The sequence below is a fragment of the Verrucomicrobiia bacterium genome, from assembly GCA_026414565.1.
Classification (GTDB): Bacteria; Verrucomicrobiota; Verrucomicrobiia; order Limisphaerales; family Fontisphaeraceae; genus Fontisphaera.
The window spans coordinates 1-16,769 of the sequence record JAOAIT010000012.1; the positions used below are offsets into that span (position 1 = coordinate 1).

A 16,769-nucleotide genomic window follows, 5' to 3' on the forward strand; every position below is an offset into this window, starting at 1 on the left:
CCCCCCACGCCCCTTTCGCCCGCTTGGCCCCCCCCGCCCCCAGCCCCTTTGCCTGGCCAAGGAGATTTTACCCTCCCTCAGCCTCCGCCCCCTCCGCCCCACCCCCCCTTCCCACCTCAGCCAGAAGACCCGCCCCCACCCCCCTACCCGCCTCCGTAATCCCACTTCCGTTGGCATGAAGGCCGGTGGACGTTCAAAGTCCGGCGCTGCTTGGAAAATCTCTGACGCTGATCCGCCTCCCTTCCCCAGCCCGTCCCCAACGTCCAACGTCTTCACCCACCCACTTCCCCATTGCGGCTGCCAACAATTTCCCCTCAGCCCGCCCGCCCTCGCGCTGCGTGCTTGCCGGACGCCCCCCTTTGCCGTAAGGTGCGCCCAGCCTGAGTTCTTTTCCCGCGCCGGTGTGGCGAAATGGCAGACGCACAGGACTTAAAATCCTGGGACCGTAAAAAGTCGTGTGGGTTCGAGTCCCACCACCGGCACCAGCCTTCGCCCCCGCTACTCCCCTCCGCTCATCATGCGAATGAGGAAATAATACTGCCGAACCAGGAAGTGAATGGGCACTGTCTCAGTAATAGTGCCGTCCCCCCCAATCCGGCCCGAGGCCACCACCACCCACTCCGCCACCGGCTGCGTAATGCGCTCCGAGGCCAGAATCTCGTAGCTCCAGCCCGGCTGCCCGCCCGTGGCTCGCAGCACCAGGTTGTCATGATCTCGCACCGGCGCCGCAAACACAGGACCGGCCGGCGGGGCGCGCGTCACCCGTATCGTGCCATCCACCAACAAGTTGCTGACATCCCACCGCAACCCTCCCGGCAAAGCCGGCAGCTCCAGTTCATTAAACGTGTATAGAATCCTTGCCGCATCAAACAAATCAAAGGTATCGCCATCCGCCAGCGCATCCCCGCTGGCCACCACCCGCAGCGTCCCGCCGCATATTAAATCTCCGCCCATCACCAGCCGGTCACTTGCCAGCACTGACCCGCTCTTGGCAATTTTCATGACCAGCAGCCCCGATAATCTCGCGTCTTGCCCAATCGAGCACGTCACCCATCCCGGCCCCAATTCCAGCGCCGCCCCCTCGCGCACCCTCAACGTCCCCGCCAGCGACCCCTGCACCCGCAAGGTGCCCGCATAGACCCGCGTCAAGCCGCCGTAGGTGTGATTGCCTCGCAGCTCCAGCACGCCCGCACCGCGCTTGTTCAAGCCCCCCGGCCCGGACAACAACCCTGTGAGCTGCACCGTATGGGTATCCGTATCCACCGTCACATCCCCGTTGGTCCCCGTCAGCGTCATCGCCAGCACGCTCGTCCAGCTTTGCCACGCCCCCAGCGTGCCCCCGCCCAGATTGATCTGATAACTGGTATTGTTATCCAAATTCCCGCTCTTCAAACCGGAAGCTCCCAGCCGGAATACTCCTCCCTCCAAATTAAACGTGTCCGTCCCGGCCGTCTCCCAGCGCCCATCCAGCACCATCCCGTGCGCCATGGCCGCCCCGCCCGTCTGCGTGAACACCCCTGTCCCATCAATGCCGATGTACAATATGCCGTTCTGCTCGGCCACCGCATTCTGATTCACCACCCCCGCCGGCACATTCGTCAGGCTCAACGTGCCCCCGCCCAGCACATAAGTGCTGGTGTTGTCGGGCCAGTGCCCCACCCGCATCTCCAGCGAAACAATCACCTCCCCGCCCTGCTGCACCACATCCCCCGCCGTCCCCGCAATGTTGCCCACATTAATGCGGCCCACCACCGGCCGCGCGCCATCCCGGATGATCAATTTCCCATAATAATCCCGTCCCACCTCCAGGCTGCCGCCAATCTCCATTTGCGCGCTCCCGTCCAGGATCATCGCGCCCCCCGCCCCCGGCGTCCGCACATACACCCCGCCCGCCCCGCGAAGGGTGTTGGTCAGGGTGAACACATCCGAACGCCAGAAATAGAGCGACGCATTGACCACCATCTCCCCCGCCACGCTCCCCACCTCCGTGCCATTGCCCAAAAACAAATTGCCCGCGCTCACCACCGTCCCGCCCGTGTAAGTGTTGCTGCCCGTCAGGAACAGGTTGCCCGCGCCCAGCTTGGTCAACGAACCCTCACCGCTGATCGGTCCGGCCAGCGTGAAATCCGTCCCCGCGTTGCTCGCCACTTCCACACTGTTGCCCCCGGACAAAAAGCCGCGGCCACGCAGCGTCGCCGTCCCGTTGTCCTTGAGCAAACGCGCCCCATTCCCCAGCGCATACGCCTTGTCCTGCGCCACCGAGCTGCCCCAGAACATCACCGTCGCCCCGTTGGTCACCACCATCACCCCGTTGCTCCCCAGATACGTGTTGCCCTCCACCGAGAACGTCCCCTCCCACACCAGAATGTTCCCCAGCGCCGCGTCCCCCACCTGCACCAGCGAAAACTGGTTGGGCCCCAGCTTGGTCAGCGCATACCCATTGCCCATCACCGCCGCATCCGGATTGGCCCGCACGTCAAACCGGCCTATGGCATTCACCGTCGCATCGCCCGCCAGCGTTAAAAACTGCAAAGCATTGTTTTGTGCGCCACCACTGTTCACCAGCACCCCCCGCCCATCCGGCCCCACCCCCTCAACGATCAACGGCTCCGCCCCAAAATTGATCCCATTGATCTCCAAGGCGGCACCGGCCCTTATGTAGGTCGTGCCCACCGCCGTCCCCAACGCACCGGCCGCCGTCGGCCGCAGCCGCCCACCCTGCACATCAACGGTCCCATCAAAGCCGGCCATGGAAGCCCCCAACGTCAGCGTGTTGGTCCCAACTTTGATAAACTGGCCTCTCCCCGTCATGACATTGCCCCACGTCACATCGTCACTCCGATCAAGAATCAACCGCGCCTGATTCTCCACCGGCCCGGGGCCCAAGTTGCCAAAAGTGCCGCCATTGCCCACTTGCAACGTCCCCCCCAACAGGGTGATGGCCCCCGGAAAATCATTCACCCCGGTGTTCGCAATCACCATCCTCCCCGCCTGGGACTTGGTCAAACCTCCACCCCGCACCCGTCCCTCTCCCCTGAACACATATTCCCGGAAATCCTCCTCCACCCGCCACAGCGCCGGATACAAGTCCCCCACCAGCTCCACCGTCGTCACCACCCCGGAGTTGTCAAAGACTACAGTGTCCCCCGCCAAAAACCGCTCCCCGCCCGCCCAATTCGGCGTCTTGTTCAAGTCCCACACCCCCGGGGCCATCGGATGATCCCCGCGCCACGTCAATATTGCCCCCTCCGCCGTGGCCAGCACGCGTATCTTCCCGGCCACCGAGGTATCCAGATAAAAACTGTAGCGGCTGTCAGAAACCACCACCACCTCGGCCAGTGACCCCCTCAACCGGCCGCTGTAATTGATCAAGGTATAAAACTCCGTCGTATTCAGCGGCGCCATCGGCACAATGCGAATGGTCACAGGGCCCGACACCGTCAAATCACCCAGCACCTGTAATAAATCATTCGTGCCGCCCCCCTCCACCGGCGAGTCGCCCAGCTCAAACACCACCGTGGCCCCATCCCTCAATGTCAAATGATTGGTGATAATCAAAGTGCCTGCGCTCATCCCGGGCGCCACCACCGCCCGCTCCACCGCCACCACCGAACCATGCACCTGGCCCTGCCCCATCAGCGTCTGCCCGGCCGGCACTTCGTATTCTTGCGGATCCCGCGCACTGCTCACATCCAATATCGCACCGCTGGCCAAAATCAAATTGCTCACACCGCCCAACGTCACGTTCGTCCCCAATACCAGCCGGCCCGCATTGATGTTAAACGTCCCCTGATAAACCACCGACGACATCAACGCCAGCGTCCCCGCCCCGTTCTTGTTCAAGCGCCCGTCCCCGCCCAACTCTCCCCACATCGCGATGCTCGAGCCTCCCTCCACCGTATTCGTGCCCCGCAAGCGCACCGGCCCCGTCAGCAGGGCGGTATCCGCCGCCGGCGCAGTCGCGTTGAGCAGCCGGCCATTGTCCACCTGAATTCTCTTGTTGAGCTGGTTGGGCCCCACCGCCCAAAAGGCCAGCGTGGCCCCCGCCCCCACCCGCACCCGCTCCGTGGGATTCCCCAACCGCGTATTCCCCAGCACCGTCAACTGGCCCCCCAACACCTCAATCTCGCCCAATCCCGTTTCCCCCAGATGCGCTAGCGCGATCTCCGCCGGCCCCACCTTCACCAAACGATACCCGTTGCCCACCAGCGAGCCGCCAAACAGATCAAAACGATTGGTCCCACCTAACGTCGTGTCCCCCTGCAGGCTTACCACCCCCAGCAAACCGTTGTTGATTAAGGCGCCCCCGGAATTGATGATTGCCCCCATCCCGTTGATCCCCGCCCCGCTCACCGCGATCGGCTCGGCTCCCGGCGAGTAACCGCCCAGGTCCAGCGTCGCCCCGGACCGGACGATGGTCCCCCCAACCGTGGATCCCAGCGCCGCAGGATTGGCAATTTTCACCATCCCCTCCTCCACCACCACCGGCCCCAGAAAGTTGTTCGCCGTCCCCAACGTCAACGTCGCCGTCCCCGATTTCGTCAGCCCCTCACTCATCCCCCCCAGGGAACCGGTGCCGGTGAACGTGAAGTTGGACGTGCTGGACGCCACCACCATCGCCGCCGGAAACAACCGCTCGCCAATCACAATGTCACTAAGCACCGGCCGCGCATCGTCAAACCGCACCCGGTCAGCCTGCCGAAACACATCCGCCGTCTGCGTCACCAGGTTGGACCAGGTTGTCCGCGTCAAATCCCACGTCCCCATCGCGTCGGAAGCCCACTGCAGCCAGGCATTCGTGCCTTTCACCGTCAGTTTGATCTTGCCTCCCTCCCCTTCATCCAGACTGATGTCATAACGCGTGTTGTGCACCACATTGGGATTTAACCGGCCGTTCATCGCTCCCGTATATTTCATCAGCCAATATGGCTCCGCCACCAGCGCCGCCAGCGGGTTGATCACCACCGTATTGCTGGCCACGTTCAAGTCCCCCTGAATCTCAATGAAATCATTATGCGGCCCAAGGGCCGCGTCCGCCCCCAAATCAAACACAAAACGGGCCGAAGGCGCGATGTCCGGCGTGTCGCCAAACGTCAGCGTGCCGGGCATCCCCACCCCCGCCGGACTGATATCCCCGTAATACGTGGCGGGCGCGGTCAACCCTGCTCCCGGCCCTAACACCACGTAAAACCTGTTGCCGCTGATGAACGCCTCCCCCGGCGCCGGCGTGCCGGGAATGTCCGTCGTGTACGCCCACCGCCGCCCCTTCACCGTCCCTACGCTCCCCGGCCCGCCATCAAAAATCGCCCACAACGCCCGCACCTCGGCCAGGCTGTAGTCCAGCCCCAGTTGCGTCGGCACGCTGTTAAGCGTGTATATGCGCTCCAGCGGCAGGGCCTCGTCAAACAGCGCCACATCATCCAGATCACAATCATCAAACTGATCCATCCGCCCCATCTCAAAGACCGCCGTCGTCGTGGCATCCAGCCACGATTGCGTGGTGCTGTTGGTGGACATGCCGAAGATGATCGCGATGTTTTGATTCCCCCCGTCGTGCCGCAACACCACATGATACCACGTCCCATTCACCAGGGTCGGCGGAAACATGTTGGGCTGTGCATTGCCTCGTTTATAGGTCACGCGGTTGCCCGATCTTGCCCGGAAAAAACCCCACCCAATGTTGGAGCCGCTGGTGGCGCTTTGGGAGCCAATCCGCATCGGCCCGGGAAAACTCCCAATGTTGGGCCCCGGCCGGTACCAGAAGCTGATCGTAAAGGCGTCATTCAGCCGCAAGTCCGCCTGAAACGGCACCGTCACCAGCGAACCCGCGTTGTCATTCAGCCGGTTGAAATCAAGCGCCGTACCAAAACGCCCCCCAATCCACTGCGGCGGCGTGGCCCCAGCGCTGGCGCCCAGCGTCCCATCATGCGGACTCGCCACCCCCGACCTATCCTGGGCCAACGTGCCGCTGCCCTCATCAAAATTCCAATACGCAATCAAGGCCGCCGGCAGGGATAACGGCGCAGCAACTATCATCACCGCCGCCACCACGCACCAGCAGGCCGTCACGCTCCCATGCCAGGAGGTAAGTTTGTAGGGTTTCATAAAACCGATGCAGGTTTGAAGGTTTGCTCTTGCTCGGCCTGCCGGATGACAAGCTGGCCCTCGCCTCAAGTATCCCAACTGGCCGATAAGATATGGTGATTTTTGTGGCTGATTGTATTATAGGAATTACTGCTCTTGGAAGTCAACCTTTAAATAAACCATTTGTGCCCCAGGCCACAACCCACCTAAAACCGCGCATCTCTTTCACCTTGTCCCAAAACCACCTGCCTCTCCGCTGTTGTGAGAACCAAAGGCCTGCGCTACAGTGCCGCCCGGCATGAGCGATAACACCAACCATTTCCGCGCCCGCTGGCGCAGCCTCGGAGCTGCCCTCGCCGGACTGAATGGTTTCGTTTTGTTGCTCCGCCTCTGCAAACCCGCCCTCTACCGCGCCTGCCTTTCGGAAAATGTCCGCCGCGGCGAGGAGTTTCTGGGATGGGGGCTGCCGCCCCGTGATCCCATCCAATTTTTGTGGCAAAATCGCCCTCCCTCCGCCCCCGTCATCGAGCGCGTGCATCTGCCGCCCCGCCTCACCGATGCCGGCGGCACCTCCGTGGGAGAACTCGCCCTGCTGGCCGCCGTCACCCGCCTCCTCCAACCGCGCTGCGTCTTCGAAATCGGCACCTTCAACGGCCGCACCACCACCGTCTTCCTCATGAACACGCCCCCTGCGGCCCGCGTGTTCAGCCTCGACCTGCCGCCCTCCGCCCCGCCCCCCGACCAGTCCATGATTGATTCCGACCGCGATTTAATTCAGCGCCGCCGCCTGGCCGCCTATGTGTACGAACACGGACTGGAAGCGCGCTTCGAGCAACTGCTCGGTGACTCGCTCGCCTTCGATCCCGCCCCCTTTGCCGCACGCGTGGACCTCGGCTTCATTGACGGCGCCCATGCCCTGCCCTACGTCCGCAATGACACCGAAAAAATGGCCCGCATGATCACTCCCAACGGCCTGGTCTTCTGGCACGACTACGGCGGACGCGGCCGTTTCGGCCCCCTGACCGCCTACCTGGAATCCTTGCAAAACCGCCTGGCTCTCTACCGCGTGCCGGGCACCACCCTCGCCTGGACCACCGGCCATGAGCTGCGCAAAGTTTTGCCCGGCAACCCTTCTCCCTCCTGAGGTGTGAGCGCCCCCGTCCAACATCTGCCCTATCAAATCAATGAAGCCGGCAACCGGCATCATTTCTACGAAAATCATTGGAAACGCGTCGGCCTGGAGTTGCTCGCCCGCCATTGCCCCCCCCAGGGCCAGACCGTTCTCGATTACGGCTGCGGCCGGGGTGAATTCCTCGCCCTCGCCGCCGCAGCCGGTTACCAGGTCACCGGCGCCGACGTGGACCCCCAATGCGTGCAGCTCGCAACCGAAAAAGGCCCGGCCCGCCTCATGCAACCCGGCGATCCCCTCCCGCAATTTGGCCCCCGTTCTTTTGATATCGTCGCCTGTTTTCACGTGCTGGAACACGTGGACAACCCCAAATTAGTCCTGTCCGGCCTGGGCCGCATCGCCCGTCACTACTTGATTCTGGCCGTCCCCAATTTGCGCCACCTCACCTGGCTGCTCCACCGCCGCATCCGCCTGGACTACGTCAACGAAGGCCATCTCCAATCTTGGGACCATTACCACTTCCTCAATCTGGCGCAACGCCATTGCGGCCTGGAACTGGTCGAATGGGGCTTCGATGCCACCGCCCTGCCCCTGTTAAGCCCCCTGGCTGGCAAACTCCTCGGCGAAAAAATGCAAATCCGGCTCGAAACCGGCCCCTTCAAACGGCTCTTCCCCTTCCACGGCATCTCCGTCCTCGGCCTCTTTCGTCCCCGGCCTTAAGAGCACGCCAGACGAATAATCTCCCGCGGCGCAAACGGCAGGCTCCGCAACCCCTGGCGTAAATAAAACCACGCATTGCCGGCCAGCTCCGCCGCCGGCACGGCCAGCAACATTCCCCACAAACCCCACTGCGGCGCCAGACACAAGCTCAGCGTCATGGCCCCCAGCCCCGTCATTAAGGCCACCCGATTGAACGGCATCACATTGGCCGTGCAGGTCAGCGAACCAAACGCGCCATAAAAGGTTTGAAAAAGCAAACTGGCAAAATAAAACGTCAGCATCGGCCCGGGCAGCAGCCGCGTCTGCGTGCCCTTCCACTCCAGCAACACATTCCCCACCAGCAATACCAGTACGGCCAATCCCCCAAACGTCATCACCGTCAGCGCCAGCCGCCGCGCAAACAACCGCGTCAATTCCCGCATCCGCCCCTGCGTCCGCAAAATCGTGATCTCCGGCCATTTGACATTCAGCCACAAATTCGCCAGCCCCAACAAAAAGAATCCCACCTGCACCGTCAGCCCCAGCGACGCAAATTCCCGGTCCGGCAAAATCTGGCTGCCAATGAGAATGTTGCCGTTGGTCAGCAAATAAGTGCCAATGAAAGTCACCCCAAAACGCCGGGCATTGGGCCACAACCGCGCAAACAGCGCCGGATCCGGCGCCACCGGCTCCGCCGGCGGCGGCACCGCCGCCAAATACGCCCGCCGCCACAATCGCCGCGCCAGAAACGCCCGCACCGCCGAGGCCACCACCAGCGCCATTAACCCCTGCCCCGCCAGCAACAGGCCCGCCGCCAGCACAAAATACACCAGACCGCTCCACAACGTGGCCACCTGAAACTCCCGCACCCGGTTCACCCCATGGCACGCCATGCCCCAATACGAAGTCGCTAGGTTGTACCCCGTCGCGACCAGAAACGTCACCCACGCCGCCCAATTCCATGCCGGCCGTGCCGTGGCCGCAATATGCGAGGCCACCAACAACGTCCCCACCAGCCCAATCACGGTCATTGCCCCCACCGCCAGCCAGAAATAAAAACGCGCCGCCGCCAGATGCACCTGCCGCAAACGCGCATAATTGGGCTCCCCCTTCTCCGGCGGCGGACGCAGCTCCTCGCCATCAAAATCCTCCACCCCCGCCCACAAAAAGCTGTACACCCGCATCAACGCCTGCCCAAAACCAAAATCCGCCAGCACCACCAATGCGCCCAGCGACAAAAACAGCCACCAAATGCCCAATTCCTTCTCCGGCAGTACCGTCAGCACAATGGGCAGCAGGAAAAATTGCGCCCCCGCCCGCACCGCCGTGGCCAGCACCCCGTAAAACACGGCTGAACCGCGCACCCGGCGCCACAATTCCTGCCCGCGGGCCCACCACGATTTCATGCGCCACCCCCGGCTATTTCCCGGTAGATTTCCACATGCCCGGCCGCCACCACCGCTGGCGTGTGCCGCTCCTGCACCCGCTGCCGGCCGGCGGACGCCAGTCCCTCCCGCCACGCCGCTTGCTCGAGCATCTGCTCCAGGCGCTCCCGCATGTCCTGCGTGTTCAACGGATCAAACAAGACCCCGTTCACGCCGTCCTCGATCAAATCCGGAATGCCCCCCACCCGCGCAGCCGCCACCGGCACGCCCGCAGCCATGGCCTCCAACAGGGCCATCGGACAGTTGTCCTCCAAACTGGGCAGCACCATCAGCGTGGCCCGGGCCAGTTTCTCCATCAACTGCCCCCGGCTCCAGAAGCCCTCATGCTGGCACCAGGAGAATTGTTTCACCGTGCGCTGGAATTCCTGATAATACGGATCCCGCGGCTCTCCCAGCCCCGCAAACACCACCCGAAACTGCAGCCGCCCGGCCAGCGGCGCCAGCGCCTCCATCAGACGCAACTGGTTCTTCAAAGCAATGATGTTCGCCGGACAAACCACCAGCGGCACCGGCTCAGGCTCGCGCTTCACCGCAAAAAAAGCCGGATCCACCGCATTGGGTAAATACCACGTCCGCCGCGCCAAACCTTCCACCTCCCGCAACGAATGGCGGCTGAGACACAACACCCCTCCCGTCCGCCGCACCACCAGGCCCTCCAGTTTCGCCGTTATCCAGAAGTAGCTCAGCGGACGCGGCCGATACAACCGCGCAATGGCGCGCATGTTGCCATGCAACGTGATCAGATTCCGCCGCCCGCTGTAAACAGCGGCCAGTCCACAATAGCGCTCCGTCCCCTGCCCATGCACCACGTCCGGCTGCAACTGCTCAATCCGCCGCCGCAACGCCCGCACCGCCGGCACATACAGCCCGCTCAATCCCGCCCGCCGCCCCGCCGGCACCAGATGAAAAGGCACCCGCCCAAACAACGTCGCCGGCGCGCGCATCGGACGCCGCGTGATGGACAGCACATGCACCTCCACCTCCTCCCGCTCCCGCAATCCCATCAACAGCGCCGTCGGCGCCGTGCCCAACTGCGGCTCCGGCTGCTCATATTGCCGGCGCTCGTCCCGGTTGTCCGGGATGATCATGGCTATCCGCAACGTCTTCATGCTCGGGCCGCCACCGGTATCCGCCTTCCTGCCGCCTCCCATGGCCCACGCGGAGCCACGCTCTGATAATCCGAGGCGCTCATGCCACCAGTCCCATGTGGCCGCATACTAATTTCCGCCCGCCTCCACTGACAAGGGATTAGTGGCTCGCCGCGCAGCCGGCCGCCAAATGCCCGCTTGTCATTTGCCCCAAACGTGCCACTTTTGCTCTATGGATTCTGCATCATCCAAATTAAAAGTGCTGTTTCTCTGCACCGGCAACTCCTGCCGCAGCCAGATGGCCGAGGGCTGGACCCGCCAGCTTAAAGGCCATCTCATTGAACCCTATTCGGCCGGCATCGAAAAACACGGCATGAACCCCCACGCCCTCAAGGTCATGGCCGAAGCCGGCGTGGACATCTCCCGCCAGTATTCCAAAACCCTCGCCGAACTCACCGGCGTCACCTTCGATTTTGTGATCACCGTCTGCGGCCACGCCCACGAAAGCTGCCCCCGCTTCCCCGGCCAGACCAAAGTCCTCCACGTCGGCTTTGAAGACCCGCCTTCCCTGACCCGCCATCTGCCCGATGGCGAAGAAAAATTGGCCGTGTACCGCCGGGTCCGCGATGAAATCCGGCGCTTTGTGGAAACCCTCCCCGAGAGCCTCAACGCCGGCCGCTGACGCCGCGCCGTTTTCCTGTTGTCGTCAGACCGGCGGGCCGTTAGGTTTGCGCCCGATGATTGGCCGTATCTTGCCATGTTGGATGCTGTTGGCCGCCGGCCTTGCCGGTGCCGCAGGGCCTTCCCTCAATGAACTCCGGGAGGTCCTGCTCAAACATTTGGAGGGCGTCAACCCGGAGATGCTGGACGAAGCCGCCGTGGACGGCATCTTGCGCCGCTTCAGCAACCAGGTCATGCTCGTGACCAACGCCGCCCCCCGCGCCCCACGCTCCGCCACCGCGGACACCAATGCCCCCGCCGTCGCCCAGCACCGCATCTTCGACGACCAATATGGTTATTTGCGCCTCACCCGTCTCGAAAGCGAAACCGTGGACGAAATCACCCGGGCTTTGTCTGAACTGACCTCCTCCAATCAACTCAAGGGCCTCGTGTTGGACCTCCGCTTCGCCGCCGGACGCGACCTGGCCGCCGCCGGACGCCTGGCCCAATGGTTCGTGGGCCGCAACCGCCTCCTCATGGAATGGAAAGGCCAAAAAATCACCGCCCCGCCCGAACCCGCCGGGAACCCCGGCCCGCTGGTCGTCCTCATCAACGGCCAGACCAAAGGCGCGCCCGAAGTGCTGGCGGCCATCCTCCGCGAACAAATCACCGCCGTCCTCATCGGCTCCCCCACCAGCGGCGACACCGCCGAGTATCGCGAAGTCACCCTCGCCAACGGCCAGCTCCTCCGCCTGGCCGTGGCCGCCGTCACCCTCGGCGACGGCCAGCCCCTCAAACCCGGCGGCGTCCGCCCGGACATCCTCGCCGCCGTCAGTGAACGCGAAGAACGCGCCTATCTCGACAACCCCTTCCGCCTGGGAGAGGGAGGCGGCGACCCGGCCTCGCGCCCACGCCTCACCGAAGCCGACCTCGTCCGCATGAAACGGGAAAGCTCCGAAGGCGAAAGCCCCGCCCGCCCCCGCCCCTCCACCCGCCCGGACCCCGCCGCCCAACTGGTGCGCGACCCGGCTCTGGCCCGGGGACTGGACTTGCTTAAAGGTTTGAATCTGCTCAAAATGGGCCGCGGTTCCTGAGGAGCCTGCCCATCAGGCGCCCCAAGGCGGGTTTTACCATTGACGCCAACACCTGTCTTGACCAACTTGACCGCTGGTTGACGGCATGAAAACCGTACTGTTTGTCTGCACCGGAAATATCTGCCGCAGTCCCATGGCCGAAGGATTGCTGCGCCATCTGACCCGCGACAAAGGCGGGTACCGCGCACTCTCCTGCGGCCTGGGCACGCTCGAAGGCCAGATGCCCAGCGCCCACGCCGTCCGGGCCATGGCTGACATCGGCATTGACATCTCGCACCAGCGCAGCCAGCCCATTAGCGCCGCCCTCGTCGAGCAGGCCGATGTCATCGTCGGCATGACCCGCAGTCATGTGGAACAAATCCTCCTCCTGTACCCCCACGCGGCCGAAAAAACCTTCCTCTTGCGCGAATTTGACGACACCCTGCCCAACCACCAAAAAGACATCGCCGACCCCATCGGCATGCCCTACGAGGTCTATGTCGAATGCCGCCGGCAAATTGAACAAGGAATCCGAGCCATGCTGAACTTTTTTGAATCCGCTCAAAACCACCGCGAAACCACCGCCCAGCTCCGCGCCGCCATCGGCGCCGACCACGGCGGCTTCGCCTTGAAGGAAGCCCTCAAACCCCTCCTGGAGGCGCGCGGCTTTGTCGTCGAAGACCACGGCGCCGCCTCCGCGGAATCCTGTGACTACCCCGACTACGCCCAGGCCGTCGCCGAAGAAGTCGCCCTGGGCCGGGCCGCCTTGGGCGTCCTCGTCTGCACCACCGGCATCGGCATGAGCATGGCCGCCAACAAAATCCCCGGCGCGCGCGCGGCCCTCGTCACCACCCCCGAGCTGGCCCGCCTGGCCCGCACGCACAACGATGCCAACATCCTTTGCCTCGGCGCCAAAGTCACCCCCCCCGAAACCGCCAAAGCCATCCTCGAAGCCTTCCTCGAGGCCGGCTTCGAAGGCGGCCGCCATCTGCGCCGCGTCCTCAAGATGGAAAAAGGCCTCTCCTGCCCCGGCCTCTGGTTGAAACGCACCGACCCGGCCATCGCCGACGCCATCGCCCGCGAGCGCCAGCGCCAGCAGGAAAACATCGAGCTGATCGCCAGCGAGAACTTCACCAGCCTCGCCGTCATGGAGGCCCAGGGCTCCGTCCTCACCAACAAATACGCCGAAGGCTACCCCGGCAAACGCTGGTATGGCGGCTGCGAAAATGTGGACGTGGCCGAGCAACTGGCCGTGGACCGCGCCAAGGCCCTCTTCGGCGCCGAACATGCCAACGTCCAGCCCCACTCCGGCAGCTCGGCCAACATGGCCGTTTATTTCGCCATGCTCAAGCCCGGCGACAAAATGCTGACCATGGACCTCAGCCACGGCGGCCATCTGACCCACGGCAACAAGGCCAATTTCTCCGGCAAGTTCTTTGAAATCATCCATTACGGCGTGCGCCGCGAGGACGAGCGCATTGATTACCATCAACTGGCCGACCTCGCCCGCCAGCACCGCCCCCGCATGATCACCGTGGGCGCCAGCGCCTACCCGCGCATCATTGATTTTGCCCAAATGGGCGAAATCGCCCGCGAGGTCGGCGCCCTCCTCCTGGCCGATATTGCCCACATCGCCGGCCTCATCGCCGCCGGCCTGCACCCCAGCCCGGTCGGCCACGCCGATTTTGTCACCACCACCACCCACAAAACCTTGCGCGGACCTCGCGGCGGCCTCATCCTCTGCAAGGCCCAGTACGCCAAGGAAATTGACTCCATCACCTTCCCCGGCATCCAGGGCGGCCCGCTCATGCACGTCATCGCCGCCAAGGCCGTCTGCTTCCAGGAAGCCATGCAGCCGGAGTTCAAAACGTACCAGCAAAATATCCTCAAAAACGCCCAGGCCCTGGCGCAGGGGCTCGCCCGCAACAACTTCCGCCTCGTCAGCGGCGGCACCGACAACCACCTCATGCTCGTGGATGTCGGCGCCCGCGGCATGACCGGCAAGGACTGCCAGATTGCCCTCGACGAAGCCGGCATCACCGTCAACAAAAACACCATCCCCTTTGAAACCCGCTCCCCCTTCCAGGCCAGCGGCATCCGCCTCGGCACCCCGGCCGTCACCACCCGCGGCATGGGCGAAAAGGAAATGGCCGCCATTGCCGACATGATTGCCGAAGTGCTCTGTGACCTCAAAAATCCCGCCACCGCCCGCCAGGTCCGCGAGCGCGTGCGCGAGCTGACCGCGAAATTCCCCTTGCCCTATTGATTTTTGCTGGTAAGTTAACTCCGTCACCAGCCCGCACGGGGCTGGGCGTTGTTTAGACCCGCGTTAGGATAATGCATTCCAACATTGGCGCCTCGGGTCGCCCGATGCGCGCCTTGGTATTGACCCTGCCGCGTTAGATTTTTAATAACATTTACAAAATGGCTAAAGCGTATGCCACGAACTGCTAAAACCAAAACGGCCAAAAAAAAGGCCGCCAAAAATTTGACCGAAGCCCCTGAGACCTCCCAGGAAAACCAGGCGGCGATGGCGCTTGTCTCCGAAGCCGGCCCGCCCCCGGCCGCCGACAAAGAGCCGGAAAAAGAAGGGCCGGTGCGCGACGCCTCCGACCTGCGCCCCCCCCAACATGCCGTCGAAACCACCGAGGGCATGAACGAAGCCCCCGCCGCCCCCGTGGACCGCAGCGCCCCCGGCTCCATCAACATCGCCAAGCTGCAGGCCATGAGCATGCCGGAGCTGACCAAAATGGCCAAGGAATGGGGCGTGGAAAACTTCGGCACCATGCGCAAGCATGAGATCATCTTCCAGCTCCTCCAGAAAAATGCCGAGCGCAGCGGCGTCATGTTCTCCGAAGGCGTCCTGGAAGTGCTCCCCGAAGGCTTTGGCTTCCTCCGCTCCCAAAGTTTCAACTACCTCCCCTGCCCCGAGGATATTTACGTCTCCCCCTCCCAAATCCGCCGCTTCGATTTGCAAACCGGCAATGTCGTCGCCGGCCAGATCCGCCCCCCCAAGGAAAAGGAAAAGTTCTTCGCCCTCCTCAAAGTCGAGGCCGTGGACGGCGAAGACCCGGAAAAGGCCAAGGACAAAACCCATTTCGACAATCTCACCCCGCTCTTCCCCAACAAGCGTTTCATCCTCGAAACCGAACCCGATGAACTGTCCACCCGCGTGCTGGACCTCGTCTGCCCCATCGGCAAAGGCACCCGCGGCCTGATTGTCGCCCCCCCCCGCACCGGCAAAACGGTGCTCATGCAAAAACTCGCCAACGCCATCCTCCGCAACAACCCCGAGGTCTATCTCATCATCCTCCTCATTGACGAGCGCCCGGAGGAGGTCACCGACATGGAGCGCACCTGCAAGGGCGCCGAGGTCATCAGCTCCACCTTCGATGAACCCCCCGAACGCCACGTCGCCGTCGCCGAAATGGTCATCGAAAAAGCCCGCCGCATGGTCGAACACAAGCGCGACGTCGTCATCCTCCTCGACTCCATCACCCGCCTCGCCCGCGCCTACAACACCGTCCAGCCGCACTCCGGCAAAATCCTCTCCGGCGGCGTGGACGCCAACGCCCTCCACAAGCCCAAGCGCTTCTTCGGCGCCGCCCGCAACATCGAGGAGGGCGGCTCCCTCACCATCATGGCCACCGCCCTCATTGACACCGGCTCCCGCATGGACGAAGTCATCTTTGAGGAGTTCAAGGGCACCGGCAACATGGAAGTGCACCTCGACCGCCATCTGGTGGACCGCCGCATCTTCCCCAGCATCAACATCGAACTCTCCGGCACCCGCAAGGAAGAGCTGCTCTACCACCCGGACGAGTACCAGAAGATCGTCCTCCTCCGCCGCGCCTTGACCGGCGTCCCGCCGGTGGAAGCCATGGAGCTGCTGCTCAACAAGCTCAAGAAAACCCCCAACAACATCATGTTCCTCTTGAGCCTGTCGGTCTGAGCCCCACGCTCCTTTCCGCCAAACAAAAACCCCGCCCTCCGGGCGGGGTGTTTTTTGCCAGCCTCAATCCGCCCCGGCGGCGGCCTACAGTTGCAAACGCGCGTCCTTGTCGAGCATCTCGCTCAGGTTGGTCCAGGACGTCTCATTCATGGTGTTGAACGCGTGCAGATACACAATCACCGCCTCGCGCGGATGCTTCTCCAGCAGAAAATCCACCGCCGCCTTCAATTTCTCATCCTCCACCTTCTCGGGCAGATCCTCCACCACCCCCTCCTTGTGCGGAATGCCCAGGTGATCCAGAAAATCCGCCAGCATCGCGCTTTGTTTCTTCAACAACCACGTGCGAATCAGGTTGCTCGCCGCCGGCTCCATGTGCGGCTTGGTCAACATCTCCAGCATCAACTTGTGCCGCTGCACCCGCGGTTGCCGCTCCAAAAACACCGGCCGCACCCGCCGGGCCTCCGCCACCGCCGCCATCGTCGCGCGGTACACCGGTTTGTCCGCCGCATACGCATGCTCAATAATGTCATTGGCCAGCTCGGGCGGTATGAACGCTAACAGCTCGTTGGACGTCATCATAAACGTTTAACGTGCCGCGCAGTCTAAACGGGACAACCGCTCACTGGCAAGCGTCCCGTG

10 protein-coding genes, 1 tRNA gene and 1 pseudogene are annotated in these 16,769 nt (G+C 63.3%); 8 read left to right on the forward strand and 4 right to left on the reverse strand.

What is annotated here, in order from left to right; all coding sequences use genetic code 11:
* Nucleotides 1-397 precede the first annotated feature (397 nt).
* Nucleotides 398-485 (forward strand) — tRNA-Leu (locus N3J91_03135).
* A 13-nt stretch (nt 486-498) separates the two neighbouring features.
* Here N3J91_03135 and N3J91_03140 read toward each other — a convergent pair.
* Entirely contained in the window at nt 499-6,105 is a 5,607-nt protein-coding gene (locus N3J91_03140; protein MCX8155443.1) for an autotransporter-associated beta strand repeat-containing protein, read from the reverse strand.
* Between the two features lie 277 nt (nt 6,106-6,382).
* On the opposite strand from N3J91_03140, the gene N3J91_03145 reads away from it, so the two are divergent.
* Nucleotides 6,383-7,228 carry a class I SAM-dependent methyltransferase gene (locus tag N3J91_03145; GenBank protein MCX8155444.1) on the forward strand — a complete coding sequence of 282 codons (846 nt, stop codon included), beginning with the start codon at nt 6,383-6,385 and terminating at the stop codon, nt 7,226-7,228.
* 3 nt (nt 7,229-7,231) lie between these two features.
* Nucleotides 7,232-7,933: a class I SAM-dependent methyltransferase gene (locus tag N3J91_03150; protein ID MCX8155445.1), complete on the forward strand. Its 702-nt coding sequence runs from the start codon at nt 7,232-7,234 to the stop codon at nt 7,931-7,933.
* Here the strand turns inward: N3J91_03150 and N3J91_03155 are convergent.
* Together N3J91_03155 and N3J91_03160 are read right to left on the reverse strand one after the other, a co-directional pair.
* Nucleotides 7,930-9,318 carry a hypothetical protein gene (locus N3J91_03155; protein ID MCX8155446.1) on the reverse strand — a complete coding sequence of 463 codons (1,389 nt, stop codon included), beginning with the start codon at nt 9,316-9,318 and terminating at the stop codon, nt 7,930-7,932. The genes N3J91_03150 and N3J91_03155 overlap by 4 nt on opposite strands.
* Complete coding sequence (locus N3J91_03160; GenBank protein ID MCX8155447.1) at nt 9,315-10,466, reverse strand: glycosyltransferase family 4 protein; 1,152 nt, start codon at nt 10,464-10,466, stop codon at nt 9,315-9,317. The genes N3J91_03155 and N3J91_03160 overlap by 4 nt, the downstream gene beginning before the upstream one ends.
* 211 nt (nt 10,467-10,677) lie before the next feature.
* Here N3J91_03160 and N3J91_03165 point away from each other — a divergent pair, with 211 nt between their 5' ends.
* From N3J91_03165 to rho, 5 genes and pseudogenes are all read left to right on the forward strand, one after another.
* Nucleotides 10,678-11,127 carry an arsenate reductase ArsC gene (locus tag N3J91_03165; GenBank protein ID MCX8155448.1) on the forward strand — a complete coding sequence of 150 codons (450 nt, stop codon included), beginning with the start codon at nt 10,678-10,680 and terminating at the stop codon, nt 11,125-11,127.
* A gap of 82 nt (nt 11,128-11,209) precedes the next feature.
* Nucleotides 11,210-12,199 (forward strand): S41 family peptidase, encoded by a 990-nt coding sequence (locus tag N3J91_03170; GenBank protein ID MCX8155449.1) that lies wholly within the window; start codon nt 11,210-11,212, stop codon nt 12,197-12,199.
* 85 nt (nt 12,200-12,284) lie between these two features.
* Nucleotides 12,285-12,707: pseudogene (locus N3J91_03175) on the forward strand (low molecular weight protein arginine phosphatase).
* Nucleotides 12,708-12,716: 9 nt separating this feature from the next.
* Nucleotides 12,717-14,444, forward strand: a complete 1,728-nt coding sequence (rpiB, locus tag N3J91_03180; GenBank protein ID MCX8155450.1) for a ribose 5-phosphate isomerase B — start codon at nt 12,717-12,719, stop codon at nt 14,442-14,444.
* Nucleotides 14,445-14,831: 387 nt separating this feature from the next.
* A complete protein-coding gene (rho, locus tag N3J91_03185) occupies nt 14,832-16,130 on the forward strand; it encodes a transcription termination factor Rho (GenBank protein MCX8155451.1) in 1,299 nt (432 codons plus the stop codon).
* Between the two features lie 84 nt (nt 16,131-16,214).
* Here rho and N3J91_03190 read toward each other — a convergent pair whose 3' ends face one another.
* On the reverse strand, nt 16,215-16,709 hold the full coding sequence (locus tag N3J91_03190; protein ID MCX8155452.1) for a hypothetical protein: 495 nt from the start codon (nt 16,707-16,709) through the stop codon (nt 16,215-16,217).
* Nucleotides 16,710-16,769 lie beyond the last annotated feature (60 nt).